The sequence below is a fragment of the Mycobacterium sp. 1465703.0 genome, from assembly GCF_001672975.1.
Lineage (GTDB): Bacteria > Actinomycetota > Actinomycetes > Mycobacteriales > Mycobacteriaceae > Mycobacterium.
Genome location: NZ_LZKU01000269.1, coordinates 1 through 17,547, shown reverse-complemented (window position 1 = coordinate 17,547; position 17,547 = coordinate 1). Strand labels below are relative to the sequence as shown.

Below are 17,547 nucleotides of genomic sequence, written 5' to 3'. Positions count from 1 at the left end.
GAGCGCTACCCGTTGCGGGTCAGCATGAGTTGCTCCGCGTCCGGGTGATCCACCCGAATTCGGCGATGGTTGCCAAGAGCAGCGCGCCATATTATCGCCGGGCGCAGCAGCCGCGCGGCAGGATCGACCAGCGAGGTCACCCGGTAGAACTGGTCCAGCACGGCGGTGTCGCACTCGGCCGCGGCGAGCACGCGATCGACGTACTTGTTGAAGAGCCGCGCTACGAAAGTTGGGCTGCCGGGTAATTCGGGCAGGGCGAGATCCGGAGTGGTGGACAGCTGCCAGGCCTGGTTGATCGGATTCACCGCGGCGCGGAAGAAGCGTCGCGCCAAATCCTCAGTGCCAGAGGACAAGCAGTCCCGCAGCACCGACGCTTCGAGCGCGGCCACGGTCATACCCTGGCCGTAGATCGGGTTGAAGCTGCAGATGGCGTCGCCGATGACCAGCAGGCCCTCGGGGAACCGCGCGATCTCGTCGTAGCGCCGCCACCGACTGCACGGCAGCCGGTGCCGCACCGGCTTTCCGATGGGCTCGGCCGCTCGCACGGCGGTCAGCAGGTGGGGCGGTGCGCAACCCTCGACAAACTCGCACATCGCCGGAAGTTCGACCGCCGCCTCCGCACCGGCCACCCCGATCACGGTGAACAGCCAGGTGTCGTTCTCACAGTGCAGCAAGCCCATGCCTCTCGGCCTGCCCGGCACCACCCCGACCAGGCATCCGAGCTCGTGCGGCGTATCGGTCGTCATGCGCAGCAACTGGCTCACGTAAGTCAGTTGCACAACGACACGATCCTCGCGCGGGCGGTCGTAGCCCATGCTGTCCAGCCATGACGGGGTACGAGCGGCGCGCCCGGTGGCGTCGACCACCAGATCGGCGGTCAGCGTGGTGAGTTCGCCGGAGTGGGCGTTGACCACCCGTACGCCCGTGATGCGGTCGCGGTCGGGGGTGGAGGTCAAACTCACGATGCAGTGCTCGTCGAGCAGGCTGACGTTCGGAATGCGACGCAGCCGCGTGCGTACGTGATCTTCCAGGAAAGGTCGCGTCGCACTGTATGCGGTGAACGAGGGAGCGCTTCCGGCGCGCGCCATCAGATGCCCACCCACGTTGTAATGAAGACGCGACAAGTCTTGCCCGTCGAAATATTGGGCGCCGTCCATCACCATTTCGTCGAGCACGCCCGGAAACATGTCCTCAATCACCTGGGCGCCGCGAGCCAATAAAGCGTGCAGGTGATGGCCCTGCGGCACACCGCGGCGAACCGTGCCGGTGTCGGGCAACGGATCGCGCTCCACGACCGTGACCGTGTCGAAGAAGTCGGAAAGGGACCGGGCGGCCAGCAGACCGGCCATGCTCGCTCCCAACACCACCGCGTGATCGCCGATTTTGCTCTTTGCGTCCAGCATGACCCACCGCCTTTGTCCACCCGCTAGCTAACACAGCGATGCTCTCCGGATCGGTGGGGAGCCGATAGCGTAGTCGGGTACGCGACTTGGGCGGGTGGCCTGTTCACCCTTGGCCACGCCCTTCGATGGCGCGTCCAAAGAGCTATGAAACCCTGGTAAAGCCGCCCGGAGAGTACCGGCGCACAGCTATAGTCGCCGCGTGATCAGCGGCGCGCTGCTGACCGGGCGCGACAGCGAACTACAAATCATTCGCCGCGCCCTGACCGGTGCTGGCAAGCACTCCGGCGTCGTGATTGCCGGAGCCGCCGGCGTCGGTAAGACGTGGCTGGCCCGTGAAGCGCTGCGGCGTGCCGAGGCGTCGGGTGAGCGGACGAAATGGATTGTCGGTACCGAGTCGGCTCGCGTGCTGCCCCTCGGGGCGTTCATCGGCTTGTTGGGCGAAGCGATGTCGGACCCGCTGACCAACGTGCAGCGGGTGATCGAGTCGTTTGTCGCACTTCAGCGTCGTGGTCGCGTCGTGGTTGGTGTCGACGACGCACACCTGCTCGACGGGCTGTCCGCGCTCGTCGTTCATCAGCTGGCGCAGTCCGGCGGTGCGCGGCTGGTGGTGACTGTCCGCACGGGCAGCGACGAGCCCGACGCCGTGACGGCGTTGTGGAAGGACGGGCTGCTGCCCCGGCTGACTCTCGAACCACTCTCGACTGCGGCGACTCGTGACGTCATCGAGGGCACGCTGGGCGGTCCGGTGGATGCACGCAGCGCCGCCCGGTTCCGGCGCCTCACCGGCGGCAACACGCTGTTCCTCAGGCAGTTGCTGACCGATCAGATGGCCGCCGGGCGGATGCGGAAGGTGGCCGGGGTCTGGGTGTGGGACGGCGACGTTGCGGTCTCGGCCAGCTTGTCCGACGCGGTGGGTCGCCGGCTGGATGGATTGAGCCCGCGGCTGGCCCTGGTGGTGGACACGCTGTCGCAGTGTGAGCCGCTTCCCGTTGAGGTGCTCAGCGATTTGGTGCGCCGTGAGGATCTGCTCGCCGCCGAGGGAATGGGTCTGGTGAACGTCGAACGGACCCCCGCCGGGCTGATGGCCAGGCTGGCGCACCCGCTGTTCGGCGAGCTCCGCCGCGCTGCGGCGGGCGAAATGTATCTGTCGACGATCAGGGGCAGGCTGGCGACGCGGCTGGCGCAGCACGATGACGCCGACATGCAGGCCACCGTGCGGCGCGCGCTGCTGCGCCTCGAATCGGATCTCGACCCCGAACCGGAGCTGTACCTGCAGTCGGCGCGGCACGCGATGACGCTGCTGGATCTCGAACTGGCCGACCGGTTCGCCAGCGCCGCGGCGGCATCCGCCGCACCCGGTGCCGCGGGAGTGCGGGCTATGAATTTGATACTGCTCGGACGTGGCGAGCAGGCCGAGACGGCCCTGCGCGACCTGGCCGAAGCTGACACGACGGATGGCCACCACTGGGCTACGCTCCGGGCGGCCAACCTGATCTGGATGCTCGGCAAGCCGGCCGAGGCGTCGGCCATTCTCGACGGACTCGTCGCCGGCCGCGAGACGCCGGGTCAGGCGGTCGAACGTCTGGCGGTGCAGGCTTGCCTGGACGCGGTGTCGGCGCGCTGCGACCTGGCGGTTGAAAGGGCCCGAGCCGCCCTGGACTCGGGTGTACTCCCGGACTTTCACGCGATGATGGCCTCGCTCGCACTCATCATGGCCATGGGGGCGTTGGGCGAGGTCGACGACCTCGAGAGCGTGTCCGAGGCGGCTTTGCGCCGAGCGACGACATCGTTTCAGGCCTCGCACATGCGGTTCTGGTTCGGCGCCGTGTACGGCCGTGCTTGCCGGTTGACCGGCCGCGTCAACGAATTCGTTAGGACTGCGGAGCAATTGGCCGACCCGACTTGCGACGTACCCGGACTGGCCTATGCGAACCTCGCCCTCCTGTTGGGAAACGCCGCCCTGGTCCGCGGCGCCGTTGCCGACGCGGCGCGGCTGCTCCACGAAGCGCTCGCCGGGGTGCAAATGCACTCCGTCACAACAGGATTGCGGCCAGCAAGCTTCTTTGCGCTGGCCGAAGCGCACGCCAAGCTGGGGCAGCCGGCGGAGGCGAACGACGCGGTCGTAGGGGCACGGTCGTGCGTACCGGCCGGCTTCCTGTTCATGCACACCGCACTGTCCCTGGCCAGCGGGTGGGCCCTGGCAGCGGGCGGTGCCCTGAGCGAGGCCGTGGCCGGTGCCCAGGAAGCGGCGCGACTGGCCCGCGAGCGCGGCCAGCCGACTCACGAGTTGGCCTGCATACAGGCGGCCGCGCAATGGGGTGACGCCTCGGGCGCTGCGCGGGCCCGCGAGCTGGCGGGCGTGCTGTCGCTGCCACTGGCCGATGCCATTGCGCTGCATGCGGAGGCTCTGCTGGCAGGGAACGGCGAGGGCCTGCTGGCCGCGGCGGCGGCATACCGGGAGATCGGTGATCGGGCCGCGGCCGCTGATGCGGCGGCACAGGCCTCGGTGGCGTTCGCCGAGGGCCAGCAGCAGAAGCGCGGCCTCTATGCCGCGGCGCTGGCCCGGGAGCTGGCCGAAGAGTGTGGCGGACTGTCCACGCCGGCGCTGCGTACTCCGGCGGGCCTCAAGCTGTCGGGCCGGCAGCGAGACGTCATCGAACTCGTCGTGACCGGTCTGTCCAACCGGCAGATCGCCGAGAAGTTGGTGATGTCGGTGCGCACGGTGGAGGGGCATGTCTATCGGGCTTGCCAACGCGTGGGCGCCCGATCACGCGAGGAGCTGGCGTCGATCATCCGGTCAGGACCGGGCGCCGGGTCAACCTGACGTGTCAAGAGATTTGAGTAGGCGACTACTCATGCGCCGCTGGGCAACCGGCCATGCCAGCGGGGCGTGAATTCAGGGAAGCGGTCGGCTAGAGACCCAGCAGCCGCGCCGACGCCCACAACGCCAGCACCGCCACAGTCAGCGACGCAGGCACGGTGCACACCCCGAGGCGGGTGTATTCGCCGACGCCGGCGTCGACGTCGTGCTGTCGCAACACGCGCCGCCACAGCAGGTTCGACAGCGATCCGACGTAGGTGAGGTTGGGGCCGATGTTGACCCCGATCAGTACCGCCAGCACCGCCACCGGCCCACTCGGTGCAACCGGCGGCAGCAGCACCAGGGTGGCGGGCAGGTTGTTGACGACGTTGGCCAGCACCGCGGCTATCGCGGCGATGGCGAGCAACGCGGACAGGCCCGACCCCGACGGCAGCACCGTCGACATCGCTTGGTCCATTCCGTTGCGCATCACCGCCTGCACCACGACGCCGAGCGCCAGCACGAAAACCAGGAACGACACATTCACCGAGCGCACGATGTCGGACAGCGAGGTGTGTCGACGGCGCAAGCTGCGCACCGCTAGCACCCCGGCGCCGCACAGCGCCACCCAGGCCGGCGCGATGCCCACGGATTGAGCGACCGCGAACCCGGCCAGCGTCAGCGCGACGACCACCAATACGAACACCGGCGGGCGTGGCGGCGCTCCTACTTCCTCCGGGTTCGGCTGCACCCCAAGGTCTTTGGCGAAGAACCACCGGAAGATCAGGTAGAGCACGGTCACGGCGCCCAGCCACGGCGCGGCCATCACCAGGGTGAACTTGGTGAACGAGATGTTGGCCGTGTGAAAGGCCAGCAGGTTGGTCAAGTTCGACACCGGCAGCAACAGCGAGGCGCCGTTGGCCAGATGGGCGGTGGCGTAGGCGTACGGCCGCACCCGGGTGCGCTCTCTGCGCACCGCGGCCAGCACCACCGGTGTCAGCAACACCACCGCGGCGTCCAGGCTCAGCACCGCGGTGATCACCGAGGAGATGACGAACACCCGCCGCAGCAGGCCACCCGACCCGACTCGACCGCGCGTGATCGCCGCGCCCGCGGCCTCGAACAGGCCCTCGTCGTCGCACAGCTTGGCCAGCACCAGCACCGCGCCCAAAAACGCGACCACGCCGAACAGATCGGCGATCTGTTTCACCGCCTCCTGCGGCGAGATCGCGCCGACCGCGATCAAGATCAGCGCGGCCGGAACCGCCGCCAGCGCCTCGGGCCAGCCCCGGGGACGCGCGACGGCGAACGCCAGCACAACAGCAAGCAGCAACAGCGCAAGCGTCAGGGCCAACGTCTAAACCGCTTCGCTCCACGGGTCCTCGCGCCGCCATACCGTGGGCAGGTGCACCGCGACACCGTCCTGTTCGGCCAGCTCGTCGAGGATGCGCATGGACACGTCCAAGTCGTCACCGGCATAGGGCAAGGCGCGCAACGGCTTTGTCAGTGGGCGGAAGAAGTCGTCCCAGTGAATCAGGATCACCCGGCGGGCACCGACCGCACGCACCGTCTCGGCCCAGTAGTCGACCAGGTAGGACCGCGGCTGCAACCCCAGTTGCCCGACAGACAAATACACGGCATCGGCGCGGTGGCCGGCCAGGGCGCCCTTGACGAAGCCGGCACTGCCCTGGATCAGCAGCCGCCGGCCGGTCGGCCGGTGGTGCACCAGCGTCGACCAGGACTCCCCGCAGCGGTACGCCGACGCCTTCACCGGCGGCGTGATCGGTTCATCGATGACGCCGGGAAACCGGTCCGGCGGGCAGTGGTGCGATTCCACCAGGGTGACGTCGTAAGCGCCCAACTGAATCGGTTCGCCGTCGACCGCGACGATGATCCGGTTCTCCGGCAGCCCGTAGCCGCGCCCGACGTTGGCGGCGGACTGACCGCCGACCAATTGCGCGCCGGTGCGGTCGGCGACCAATGCGGAGTCCAGCACGTGATCGATGTGGGTGTGCACCGGAATGACCGCCGCCAGACGTGAGACCTTGGCCCGGGCCAGGCACCCGTCGACGCGGGCCGGCGAGGGCGCCACCTTGCCGGCCGCGATCTTGGCCAGACTCGGGCGGGAGAAGTAGCCGTCGGTCATCAACGCCGACGAGCCGTCGTCGATCAGCAGCGTGGCCACCCCGATCCAGGTCACCGAGGGCGCATTGGGTGCGGCAGCGGGCGCGTCGAACCGGTCTGCGTACCGGGCGATATCGGGCCGGCCGACTTTCAGCCGCATCAGCAGAACGCCTTGATCTCAGTGCCGGCCGTGCTCAGGCGGTCCCGGACCGCGGCGGCGATCTGCACTGCTCCTGGCGAATCACCGTGCACGCAAACCGATTCCACGCGCAGAGTGAGTTGGGTGCCGTCGATCGCGGCGACCTTCCCGGAGTTGACCATGCTCGCCACCCGGTCCGCGATCGCCGCCGGGTCATGCAGCACCGCGCCCGGCTCGCGACGGGACACCAGCCGGCCGTCCGGGCGGTAAGCCCGGTCGGCGAAAGCCTCTGCGACCGTGCGTAACCCGCGGCGACCTGCTTCGTTGAAGAACGCCGAACCGGCCATGCCCAGCACCGGCAACCCGGCATCCACCAGGCGCACGGCCTCGGTCACGGCGGCGGCCTGTTCGGCATGCGTCACGATCGTGTTGTACAGCGCGCCATGCGGTTTGACGTAGGACACGCAGGCGCCGGATGCCTGCGCGATCGCCTGCAGCGCGCCGATCTGATACACCACGTCGGCGATCAGGTCTTCGGCAGCGACGTCGATGAAGCGCCTGCCGAACCCGGCCAGGTCGCGGTAGCTTACCTGCGCTCCGATGCGCACTGACCGCCCGGCGGCCGACCGGCATACCCGTATGAGTCCCGCGGGGTCGCCGGCATGAAAACCACACGCGACGTTGGCGCTGGTGACGATGTCGAGCATGGCGTCGTCGTCGCCGAGGCGCCAGACGCCGAAGCCCTCGCCTAAGTCGGCGTTGAGGTCGATACCGGCCACCTGCCCAGCTTATGGGTGCGCCCGCGCACCGGCCTAGGCGCAAGCCCCCGTCGGCGCCCGATCAGCCAACAGACCAGATAGATCAGGAACGAGATGCTGGCGACGAAGACCGACACCGGCACGCCTGGCGCCAGCGACAGCACCAGGCCGCCCACCGCGGCCACCTCGGCGAACACCACGGAGGTCACCATGGCCGCGGCCGGCGAGGTGACCACCCGGGCCGCCGCGGCCGCCGGCGTGATCAGCAACGACATCACCAGCAGGGCCCCGACGATCTGCACCGCTTGCGCCGCCACCACACCGACCAGGGCGGCGAACACGATGCCCAGCGCGTAGACCGGCACACCGCGGGCCGCGGCGACGTCCGGATCGACAGTGGCGAACAGCAACGGGCGGTAACACGTTGCCAGCACGGCGATGACCAGCAGGCAGACCAGCGCCAGCATGGTCAGACCGGTGTAGCCGACCCCGACGATCTGACCGGTCAGCAAGGCGAAACTGGTCGACATGCGGCCCGGGTAGAGGTGGATGAACAACACCGCCAGGCCCAGCCCGAACGCGAGCACCACGCCGATGACCGAATCGCGTTCCCGGTCGCGTCGCCCGAGCACGCCGAACAGCGCGGCGGCCAGCGCGCTGCCGATCAATGCGCCCACGCCTACCTGAAACCCGACCAGCAGTGCGAATGCCGCACCGGTCAGCGACAATTCGCTGGAACCGTGCACGGCGAACGACATCTGGCGCATCACGATGAACGGCCCGATCAGCCCGGCTACCAGCCCCAGCAGGATGGCCGCCACCAGCGCCTGCTGCACAAAGTCGTGGCAGAGCAGATGCGCGGTGATGTCGAAGGAGAACAGATGGTCCAGCAAGCCGGCAAGCCGATGGTCCATCAGCCGTACCCGTCGCCGCGCGCACCGGCCACCACGTAGCCGTCCTTGACCTTCACCACCTGGATGTCGGATTGGTAGAGCGCCGAGAGGGTCTGGCTGGTCATCACCTGATCGACGGTGCCGATCTCGAACCGGCCGTCGACCAGATACAGCAGGCGGTCGACGTACGGCAGGATCGGGTTGATCTCGTGGGTGACCACGATGACCGTGGTTGCCGCGTCCTGGCGGCGCCGCTCGATCAGCGCCGACACCAGCTTGGCGTTGGCGGGGTCCAGCGTCAGTAGCGGTTCGTCGCACAACAACAGCAGCGGGTCGCTGACCAACGCCTGGGCGATGCGCACCCGCTGCAACTCGCCGCCCGACATCATCCCGACCCGGACGTCGGCCAGGTGTTCGCCGTTGACCTGACGCAGCGCCTGGCGCACGGCCGCGCGGCGACGGGCACGGTCGGCCGACCGCAGCGCGGTGGCACCCCAGCGCGGTCCGTCGATACCCAGCCGAACCAGGTCGCGCCCGCGCAGCATCACGTCGGCGTCCATCGGACGGTGTTGCGGCACATAGCCGATGCGCCCGCTGCCCGAAGTGATCGGCCTGCCGTCCACCAGCCCGGCACCGGCGCTCAGGGTCAGCTGCCCGAGCAGCACCTTGAGTAGCGACGTCTTGCCGCTGCCGTTCGGGCCGAGCACCGCGATGAACTCGCCGCGCGACACCGACAGGTCCAGGTGGTCCCACAGCACGCGGTCACCGAATGACAGCCGCGCACCGCGCAGCGACACGGTTTCGGCGGGGTTGCCGACCGCCGCGACGGGTTCGAGGCTCATGACTGCGGGGACCGGCTCGACTGCAGGGCGGACTGCAGTTGGTGGACTGTATTACGTTGCCAGGTAAGGTAATCCGCGCCGTCGGTCAATGTCTCCGACACTTCGGTGACCGGTACACCCGCACGTCGTGCGGCATCGCGCAGGCCGTTGATCGCGGCGGTGGAGGTCTGCGGGTTGATCACCACCGCCTTCACTTGATGCCGGTTGACCAAGTCGAGGACCACCCCCATGTCGGCCGGTGCCGGATCGGTCTCGTTCTCGATGGCCGCCTCGAAGCTGGGTGGCGTCCGATTCACCAGGCCCGCGGCCTTCAGCAAGTAGAACGCGACCGCTTCGGTCGCGACCACCGCGGTGTGGGGGTAGCTGGTCGCCACCGCGTGTTCGGCGCCGGCGATGGAGTCGGCGTCGCGGCCGAATGCGGCGGCGTTGGCCCGATAGTCGGCGGCATTGCCCGGGTCGAGCACCGCGAGGCGGTCGGCGATGGTGGTGGCGACCGATTTGGCGACGCTCAGGTCGTAGAAGACATGCTCGTTGCGGGGTTGCCCGTCGTTGGCCAGGAACGAGTAGGCGTTGACCGGCTTGGCGTCGGGATACCGGGCCAGCACCTGGTCGACCCATCCGTCGTAGCCACCGCCGTTGAAGACGACCAGGGGGGAGTCGGCGATCGCGGCGGCATCCGCGGGGCTGACCTCATACGAGTGCGGGTCGATGTCCGCCCCGCTCAAGATGGATTTGACGTCGACGTGGCGGCCCGCGACGGCTCGCGCCACGCTGCCCCACACGTCGGTGGACGCGACGACGGCGAGTGCCCGTGAATGCGCCGCAGCGCTGCAACCGGCGAGCGCTCCGGTCAGCACCAAAACGGCCGCCAGCCATCGTGTCGCATCGGCGGTTCCTGCCTTAGCCGAGCGTTGCCGCTTCAGTGCCATGCGCACGTACGATTCCTCCCGCCGGCCAGTCGGCCGACTCATAATACTAATGAAAACCGTTTCCAGTACAAAGCCGCAACCTGAAGCGCATAGGCGGGAGCCCTGATCCGCTGTAGCCTCACCGAACGTGAGTCCCACACCGCGCCGGCGTGCGACGCTGGCGTCGTTGGCGGACGAGCTCAACGTTTCGCGCACGACGATCTCGAATGCCTTCAATCGGCCCGATCAGCTCTCGCCGGACCTGCGTGAGCGAGTGCTCGCGACGGCCAAGCGGCTGGGATACGCCGGTCCTGACCCGGTGGCGCGGTCGTTGCGGACCCGCAAGGCCGGCGCCGTCGGCTTGGTGATGGCCGAACCGCTCACGTACTTCTTCAGCGACCCCGCCGCGCGGGATTTCGTCACCGGGGTGGCGCAGTCCTGTGAGGCGCTGGGGCAGGGGCTGCTGCTTGTTGCCGTGGGTCCCAGCCGCAGCATCAAAGACGGTACTGCCGCAGTGCTTTCCGCCGGCGTGGACGGCTTTGTGGTGTATTCGGTGTGCGACGACGATCCCTACCTGCAAGCCGTTCTACAGCGGCGGCTGCCGGTCGTGGTGGTCGACCAGCCGAAGGGCCTCGGCGGTGTCTCGCGGGTAGGTATCGACGACCGCGCGGCCATGCGCGAACTCGCCGACTACGTGCTGGGACTGGGGCATCGCGAGATCGGGCTGCTGACCATGCGGCTGGGCCGGGACCGGCGCCAAGGACTGGTGGACGCCGACCGGCTGCGCTCGCCCGCCTTCGACGTGCAACGCGAGCGCATCATCGGCGTGTGGGACGCGATGACGGCTGCCGGCGTCGACCCGGATTCGCTGACCGTGGTGGAAAGCTACGAGCACCTGCCCGAGTCCGGTGGGGCGGCCGCCAAAGTAGCGCTACAGGCCAATCCACGCATCACCGCGTTGATGTGTACTGCGGACATCTTGGCCATGTCCGCGATGGATTACCTACGGGCACATGGCATTTACGTGCCCGGTCAGATGACCGTCACCGGATTCGACGGCGTGCCTGACGCCATCAACCGCGGCCTGACCACGGTGTCGCAGCCCAGCCTGCAGAAGGGCCGCCGGGCGGGCGAGCTGTTGTTGCGGCCGCCGCGGACCGGTACGCCGGGCCTGCCGGTCGTCGAGCTACTGGATACCGAGCTCATTCGGGGCCGCACCGCCGGTGCGCCGGCATAAGGCGGGCTACTTGGAGTCTTGGTCGCCGATCAGCAACCGCACGGCCAGGTCCAGCCGCTTGCTGACGTCGGTCGCCGAGGCCCTTCGGGTCAGCCACGCGAGCAAGTTCGACAACCACACATCCGAAATGACCCGGGCGATGTGGTACTGGTCCTCGGTCGGTTCGCCGTCGGCCATCGCGCGGGCGAACATCGAATCGATCAGCTTCTCGACCTGGTCGACCTCGCTGGCTGCCGACGCGTCGGCGAACACGTAGGCCCGCGTCATCGCCTCGGTCAGCAGCGGATTGCGCTGCATCGCGCGATTAAGCTTGCCCACCATGAAGTTCAGCCGCTGAAAAGGCGTGCCCCCGGTCATCGCCGAGCGGTCCGTCTTGGCGTCGATGCGGCTGAACTCGCGGCCCAGCGCCGACACCAACAGGTGCACCTTCGACGGGAAGTAGCGGTACAGCGTCCCCACCGCGACATCGGCGCGATCGGCGACCGCACGCATCTGCACCGCCTCGTAGCCGCCCTTGGAGGCGATGGCCATGGTGGCATCCAAGATGCGCTTGCGGCGTTCGCGCTGTGCTTCCGACCCGAGTTCGGACTCCGCCAGTACCGCCACGTTCATGACCTCGCGCGGCTGCGAGTCAGAAACGCGGCTCGGATTTGCGTTGGCTGGCATGTGACGGTTTGCTCCTGTTCCGGGCGGTTCGATTGCAAACGATACGCATTCTGCGTGTGAATTTCCCACCTCCATACCGCCGCGGACTAGCGCATGTGCTGCTGTAATGACGTTCGACTTGACGGTCGATCACTGGCACTATTAGAACACGTTCTAGTCTTCTGGGAGCGGGTTGCCTGCCAACACGCGGTGGAGAAGTACAGCACATCGGACAATCAGGACACGGGGTTCGGTCCCCTTGTCACGTCGAGTCAAGGACGCGGAGGTCCATCACGGTGGTAGCGACCGTCACCGACGAGCAGTTTGCTGCGCGCGCCCTGGTGCGCGATTGGGCCCGCAATTCGACGTCTGGGCCGGGTGGCACCGCGGCGATCCGCGACGTGGAACAGGGCAAGCCCGACGCCTGGCGGCCGGTGTTCGCCCGGCTGGCCGAACTGGGGATTTTCGGCGTCGCGATCCCGGAGGAGTCCGGCGGGGCGGGCGGCAGCATCGAAGACCTGTGCGCGATGGTCGAGGAGGCGGCGAAGGCGCTGGTCGCTGGGCCGGTCGCGACCACCGCGCTGGCCACATTGGTTGTCACCGACCGCGAACTGCTGGCGGCGCTGGCCGCCGGCGAGCGCTTCGCCGGGCTGGCTTTAGAAGGCGACGTCACCTTCGACACAGCGGCGTCGACGGCGTCGGGCACCCTGCCGTTCGCGCTGGGTGTCGCCGACGGCGCCGTCGTGTTGCTGCCGGCAGACGGTAACTGGCTGCTGATCGATACAGGCAACGATGGCGTGCAGATCGAGCCGCTGCAGGCCACCGACTTCTCCCGGCCGCTGGCCCGGGTGGTGCTGAACTCCGCCCCGGCCACCGTCGTGTCGGACAGCCGCGAACGCGTCGAGGAACTGGCCGCGACCGTGCTGGCGGCCGAGGCGGCCGGCATCACCCGGTGGTCGCTGGAGACCGCCGTCGAGTACGCCAAGGTCCGCGAACAGTTCGGCAAGCCGATCGGCAGCTTCCAGGCCGTCAAACACATCTGCGCCGAAATGCTGTGCCGCGCCGAGCAGGCCGAGGTGGCCGCCGCCGACGCCGCGCGCGCCGCCGCCGAGGGCGACGCATCCCAGTTCTCCATCGCGGCGGCCCTGGCCGCCAGCACCGGCATTGCCGCCGTCAAGGCCAACGTCAAGGACTGCATCCAGGTGCTCGGCGGCATCGGCTGCACCTGGGAGCACGACGCGCACCTGTACCTGCGCCGCGCGCACGCCATCGGACGCTTCCTGGGCGGGGCGGAAAGCTGGTTGCGCCGCATCACCGCGCTGACCCAGGCGGGTGTGCGACGCCGGCTCGGCATCGACCTCACCGACGTCGAGGGTCAGCGGCCGGAGATCGCCGCCGCCGTCGCGCAGATCGCCGAGTTGCCAGAGGAGAAGCGGCAGGCGGCGCTGGCCGAGGCGGGGCTGCAGGCGCCGCACTGGCCGGCGCCCTATGGGCGCGGCGCGTCACCGGCCGAGCAGCTGCTGATCGATCAGGAGCTGACGGCGGCCGGCGTGGCCCGGCCCGACTTGGTGATCGGCTGGTGGGCGGCGCCGACCATCCTCGAGCACGGCACCCCGGAACAGATCCAGCGCTTCGTGCCGGGCACCACGCGCGGCGAATTCCTTTGGTGTCAACTGTTTTCCGAGCCGGGAGCCGGCTCGGATCTGGCCTCGCTGCGGACCAAAGCGGTCCGGACCGAGGGCGGCTGGCTGCTGACCGGGCAGAAGGTGTGGACGTCGGCGGCGCACAAGGCGCGCTGGGGCGTGTGCCTGGCGCGCACCGATCCCGACGCGCCGAAACACAAGGGCATCACCTACTTCCTGGTGGAGATGAGTTCACCGGGCATCGAGATCCGTCCGCTGCGTGAGATCACCGGTGACTCGCTGTTCAACGAGGTGTTCCTGGACAACGTGTTCGTTCCCGACGAACTGGTCGTCGGCGAGGTGAACGACGGCTGGCGACTGGCTCGCACCACGCTGGCCAATGAGCGGGTGGCGATGGCCAGCGGTACCGCGCTGGGCAATCCGATGGAGGAGTTGCTCAAGGCGCTGGCCGAGCTCGACCTCGACGCCGCCCAGCAAGACCGGCTGGGCCGGTTGATCGTCATCGCGCAGACCGGTGCACTGCTGGACCAGCGGATCGCCCAGCTCGCTGTGGGCGGCCAGGACCCAGGGGCGCAGTCCAGCGTGCGCAAGCTCATCGGTGTGCGCTTTCGCCAAGCGCTGGCCGAATTCACGATGGACGTGTCGCAGGGGGGCGGCCTGGTGCACAACCAGGCGGTGTTCGATTTCCTCAACACCCGATGCCTGACGATCGCCGGCGGCACCGAGCAGATCTTGCTCACCGTCGCCGCCGAGCGGCTCCTCGGTTTGCCGCGCTAGCCGAGATCCACTGCGGCAGAACGTAATTCGTGTAGCGCCTCGCATGCCATGGCGCCCAGGTCTCCGCTTTCGCCCGGTTCGGCCCAGCGGGCGTAGGCCGATTTGAACGCCAGCGCACCGAGCTCGGCGGCCAACAGGGCGGTCGGCTCGGGCACGCCGCGGGCCTGGAGCGCGTCGACCATCGCCCGCGCCAGCCCAATCTGCTTGAGCGCGTTGCGTTCTTGAAGTTCGGCGCTGGCGGCGATCGCGGCCTTGAGCCGGGGTGCGAGCTCCCGGTTGAACGAGGTGAACGCCGACGCCGCCGACTTCAGGCCCGAGCACACGGCGGCCAGGGGTGTCGCCTCGGCGGGCGCCGCGGCGATCCCCTCGCGGAGTAGCTGCGCGATCGCGTCCTGCCCGGCCGCCAGCACGTCCCGTTTGTCCGGGAAGTGCCGAAAGAACGTGCTTTTCGTCAGCCCGGCGCGCTCGACGATCTGCGCGACCGTCGTCTGGTCGTATCCGTGTTCGTTGAAAAGGTCGAGTGCCGCGCCGACCAAGCGTGCGCGCGCGTCGGGTTGCCAACGAGCCATGGCCCCACCCTAGTGATGGGACCATAGTCCCGTCAGGGGTGTATGGTGATGGGACAAAAGTCCCATCACATGAAGGAGCTGCTCGTGCGCGTATTCGTCACCGGCGCCAGCGGAGGTATCGGCTCGGCCGTCGTCTCGGAACTGCTCGACGCCGGTCATCACGTCGTGGGCCTGGCCCGCTCCGAGGCCTCGGCCGCGACCATCAGCGGTCTCGGCGCCGAGGCGCTGCCCGGCGACATCGTCGACCTCGACGTCCTGCAGGAGGCCGCCGGCAAAACCGACGGTGTTGTGTACCTGGCGTTCTCGCATGACTTCACCCGTGCCGGGGACGCGATCGGCGACGAAGCCCGCGCGGTGGCCGCGCTCGGCGCCGCGCTGGTCGGCACCGGCAAGCCGCTGGTGCTCGCGAACGGCACCCCCGCGGTGCCCGGACGGCCCAGCACCGAGGACGATCCGTTCAACGTCGAGGGGCCGATGGCAGGGCGCGGCCGCACCGGACAGGCCGTCGTCGACCTCGCCGAGCGCGGCATCCGGTCGGCCGTGGTGCGGCTGCCGCGGTCGGTCCATGATGCCGGCGGGCGCTACGGTTTCGCCGGCATGCTGATCCAGGCCGCGCGACAGCGCGGTGTGTCGGCCTATGTCGGCGACGGCGCCCAACGCTGGCCCGCCGTGCATCGGGACGACGCCGCGACGTTGTTCCGACTCGCCCTCGAACAGGCCCTGCCCGGCTCGGTACTGCACGCGGTGGGTGACGAGGGGGATCCGATGCGGGCGATCGCGGAGGTGATCGGCCGCCGCCTCGGTCTACCCGTCGAGCCCGCCCCGGCCGAGGGCTTCGGCCCCCTCGGCCCCATCTTCGCCGCCGACCAGCCCTCGTCCAGCGCGCTGACCCGCCAACGATTCAACTGGAAGCCGACCGGTCCAAGCCTGCTCGAAGACCTGGAGACCGGCGACTACCCCGAGTGAGGGTCAGGAGAACGTGGTCTGCGCGCAGGTGCTCGGCGAGGTGATGTTGACCCCGGAGTAGACCACCTGGATGTGGGTACACGCGATGACGTTGTTGTCGGTCTTGGGCTGGCCCGTCTGCCAATCGGTGGAGTCGATGCGCCCGTGCGTCTGGTACTTGTCCGGCGGGCCCTCACCCATGTAGATGGTGGTGATCTCGTCGGAACCCATCGACTTCATCACCCGCTCGTACTGGCCGGCGGCGTGCGCGTCGAGGTAGGCCAGCCGGTTCGAGGACCGGATCTCGGTGGTTTGCCGGGCCCAAAGCCCGGGCGGGAAGCCGGTCACCCCGTCCGGCGTGAGCATGTCCGCCCCGGCGGTGAAGTCGCAATGGCCGTCGGCCTTGAAGCAATTGAGGACGACGCGCGTCTCGAGTTGGTTGGGGCCGTCCAGCGGGAACAGCGTGGTGGCGGTGTTGCTCGCCGCCGCGCACACTCCGGTGGGCAGAAACATCGGCAGCACCGCGACGACCGCGATTAACGACACCAGCCGCCTCATCGATGCTTCCCTTTCCTCTGACCCCAGGTGAACTTAACCCTGCGCCTACTCGTCGTAGGTGACTTCTACCGAATCAGATTCCGGGTGAGATTGACAGGCCAGAATCAGGCCTTCGTCCAAGTCTTGCTGCTCGAGCACGTCGTTGACCTCCATGCTCACCTTGCCGCCGCGCAACGTGCAGGCGCAGGCTCCGCAATGACCCTCGCGGCAGGAGAAGGGCGCGTCGAGGCCCTTGGCCAGCAGTACGTCGAGCAACTTGGCGTTGCGCGGCCACGACACGGTGTGGGTTTCACCGTCCAGCTCGACCACCGCGGTCGCCGGCGGCTGGTCACCGTCGGGGGTGTCCTCGATCTTCACCGCCGCGAACGGATCCGAGTCCAGCGACTTGAACACTTCGATATGTATTTGCGGCGCAGGCACTTTCAGCGTTTCCAGGGCTTGTCTGGCCGAGTCCATGAAGGCACCCGGGCCGCAGATGTAGACGGGCCGCTCGGTGTAGGGGGCGGCCAGCTTGGCCAGCGCGGCCACGCTGGGCAGGCCCTGCAGCGATTCCAGCCAGTGCAGCACGGTGAGGCGGTCGGGATATTTGGCGGACAGCTCACGCAGCGCGTCGGCGAAGATCACCGAGCGGTCGTCGCGGTTGGCGTAGAGCAGCGTCACCTGCCCGCTGCCCTCGGCCAGCGCGGATTTGCAGATCGACATGATCGGGGTGATTCCGCTGCCGGCGGCCATCAGCAGGAAGTCGTCGCCCAGCGTTTTGGGCACGAAGTTGCCGGACGGGGCCAGCACGTGGATCCGCATGCCGGCGCGCGCGTTGTCGCACAGCCAGTTGGACGCGTAGCCGTCCGCGGTGCGTTTGACGGTGACGGTCAGCGCGTCGTCGGTGAAGGGCGAGCTGCACAACGAATAGCAGCGCGCCACCGACCCGGTGCGTTCGCTGGGAATGCGCAGCGTCAAGAACTGGCCCGGGGCGTACCGTAGCCGCTCGGGCGGGATGTCGGGGTCGCCCGCGTCGTCGGGTACCGCGAACACCAGCGACCGCGCATCGTCGGTCTCGGCGATGACCTCGGCGACCTGCAGTTCGAGGACGTGGTCACCGAGTGGCTCGTCGGGAATCGCCTCGGTCAAGGCCCGTCCCTTCCTTTCGTTACAACTAGAACATGTTACAGAAAAGTGGATTCGTATCGCTACCAGCCGCAGGAATACCCTGCTCGACACAAATCGGAACGTGTTCTAGTCTCTGGTGTAAGTCCGCTGAGTAAGTCTGGCGCAGGAGGCAAACCTAAGTGACGTCCATTCAACAGCG

Annotated in this window: 15 protein-coding genes; 4 read left to right on the top strand and 11 right to left on the bottom strand. The window is 68.4% G+C overall.

The annotated features are described in order from the left end of the window. Positions 1–5 precede the first annotated feature (5 nt). Positions 6–1,403, bottom strand: a complete 1,398-nt coding sequence (locus tag A5625_RS25525) for an NAD(P)/FAD-dependent oxidoreductase (RefSeq protein WP_067000880.1) — start codon at positions 1,401–1,403, stop codon at positions 6–8. Positions 1,404–1,602: 199 nt separating this feature from the next. On the opposite strand from A5625_RS25525, the gene A5625_RS25520 reads away from it, so the two are divergent. Continuing rightward, positions 1,603–4,227: a LuxR family transcriptional regulator gene (locus tag A5625_RS25520; RefSeq protein ID WP_067000877.1), complete on the top strand. Its 2,625-nt coding sequence runs from the start codon at positions 1,603–1,605 to the stop codon at positions 4,225–4,227. Positions 4,228–4,315: 88 nt separating this feature from the next. Here the strand turns inward: A5625_RS25520 and A5625_RS25515 are convergent, their stop codons facing one another. The 6 genes from A5625_RS25515 to A5625_RS25490 are packed head-to-tail and all read right to left on the bottom strand — an operon-like array spanning position 4,316 to position 9,888. Beyond that, positions 4,316–5,557: an SLC13 family permease gene (locus tag A5625_RS25515; protein ID WP_067000874.1), complete on the bottom strand. Its 1,242-nt coding sequence runs from the start codon at positions 5,555–5,557 to the stop codon at positions 4,316–4,318. Positions 5,558–5,560: 3 nt separating this feature from the next. Continuing rightward, positions 5,561–6,487: an MBL fold metallo-hydrolase gene (locus tag A5625_RS25510; RefSeq protein ID WP_067000871.1), complete on the bottom strand. Its 927-nt coding sequence runs from the start codon at positions 6,485–6,487 to the stop codon at positions 5,561–5,563. After that, positions 6,487–7,245: a LamB/YcsF family protein gene (locus tag A5625_RS25505; RefSeq protein ID WP_067000868.1), complete on the bottom strand. Its 759-nt coding sequence runs from the start codon at positions 7,243–7,245 to the stop codon at positions 6,487–6,489. Before A5625_RS25505 ends, A5625_RS25510 begins: the two co-directional genes overlap by 1 nt. After that, positions 7,215–8,138, bottom strand: a complete 924-nt coding sequence (locus tag A5625_RS25500; protein WP_232003822.1) for a metal ABC transporter permease — start codon at positions 8,136–8,138, stop codon at positions 7,215–7,217. Before A5625_RS25500 ends, A5625_RS25505 begins: the two co-directional genes overlap by 31 nt. Further along, positions 8,138–8,959, bottom strand: coding sequence for a metal ABC transporter ATP-binding protein (locus A5625_RS25495; RefSeq protein ID WP_067000865.1), 822 nt, complete (start codon positions 8,957–8,959; stop codon positions 8,138–8,140). Before A5625_RS25495 ends, A5625_RS25500 begins: the two co-directional genes overlap by 1 nt. Next, positions 8,956–9,888, bottom strand: coding sequence for a metal ABC transporter solute-binding protein, Zn/Mn family (locus tag A5625_RS25490; protein ID WP_067000862.1), 933 nt, complete (start codon positions 9,886–9,888; stop codon positions 8,956–8,958). The genes A5625_RS25495 and A5625_RS25490 overlap by 4 nt, the downstream gene beginning before the upstream one ends. A gap of 127 nt (positions 9,889–10,015) precedes the next feature. Here A5625_RS25490 and A5625_RS25485 point away from each other — a divergent pair, with 127 nt between their 5' ends. After that, positions 10,016–11,104 (top strand): LacI family DNA-binding transcriptional regulator, encoded by a 1,089-nt coding sequence (locus tag A5625_RS25485; protein ID WP_067000859.1) that lies wholly within the window; start codon positions 10,016–10,018, stop codon positions 11,102–11,104. A gap of 6 nt (positions 11,105–11,110) precedes the next feature. On the opposite strand, the gene kstR is transcribed toward A5625_RS25485, so the two are convergent. Next, entirely contained in the window at positions 11,111–11,710 is a 600-nt protein-coding gene (gene kstR, locus A5625_RS25480) for a cholesterol catabolism transcriptional regulator KstR (RefSeq protein ID WP_066867395.1), read from the bottom strand. Between the two features lie 335 nt (positions 11,711–12,045). Here kstR and A5625_RS25475 point away from each other — a divergent pair, with 335 nt between their 5' ends. Then, the gene (locus A5625_RS25475; RefSeq protein ID WP_067000856.1) at positions 12,046–14,169 is read left to right on the top strand and encodes an acyl-CoA dehydrogenase; all 2,124 of its coding nucleotides are present in this window, start codon (positions 12,046–12,048) and stop codon (positions 14,167–14,169) included. On the opposite strand, the gene A5625_RS25470 is transcribed toward A5625_RS25475, so the two are convergent. After that, a complete protein-coding gene (locus A5625_RS25470; protein WP_067000854.1) occupies positions 14,166–14,738 on the bottom strand; it encodes a TetR/AcrR family transcriptional regulator in 573 nt (190 codons plus the stop codon). The two genes, A5625_RS25475 and A5625_RS25470, sit on opposite strands and share 4 nt — an antisense overlap. Positions 14,739–14,822: 84 nt before the next feature. Here A5625_RS25470 and A5625_RS25465 point away from each other — a divergent pair, with 84 nt between their 5' ends. Beyond that, positions 14,823–15,704, top strand: coding sequence for an SDR family oxidoreductase (locus A5625_RS25465; protein ID WP_067000905.1), 882 nt, complete (start codon positions 14,823–14,825; stop codon positions 15,702–15,704). A 3-nt stretch (positions 15,705–15,707) separates the two neighbouring features. Here the strand turns inward: A5625_RS25465 and A5625_RS25460 are convergent, their stop codons facing one another. After that, the gene (locus tag A5625_RS25460; protein ID WP_067000851.1) at positions 15,708–16,241 is read right to left on the bottom strand and encodes a hypothetical protein; all 534 of its coding nucleotides are present in this window, start codon (positions 16,239–16,241) and stop codon (positions 15,708–15,710) included. Between the two features lie 45 nt (positions 16,242–16,286). Continuing rightward, positions 16,287–17,369 carry a ferredoxin--NADP reductase gene (locus A5625_RS25455; protein WP_067000848.1) on the bottom strand — a complete coding sequence of 361 codons (1,083 nt, stop codon included), beginning with the start codon at positions 17,367–17,369 and terminating at the stop codon, positions 16,287–16,289. Between the last annotated feature and the right edge of the window lie 178 nt (positions 17,370–17,547).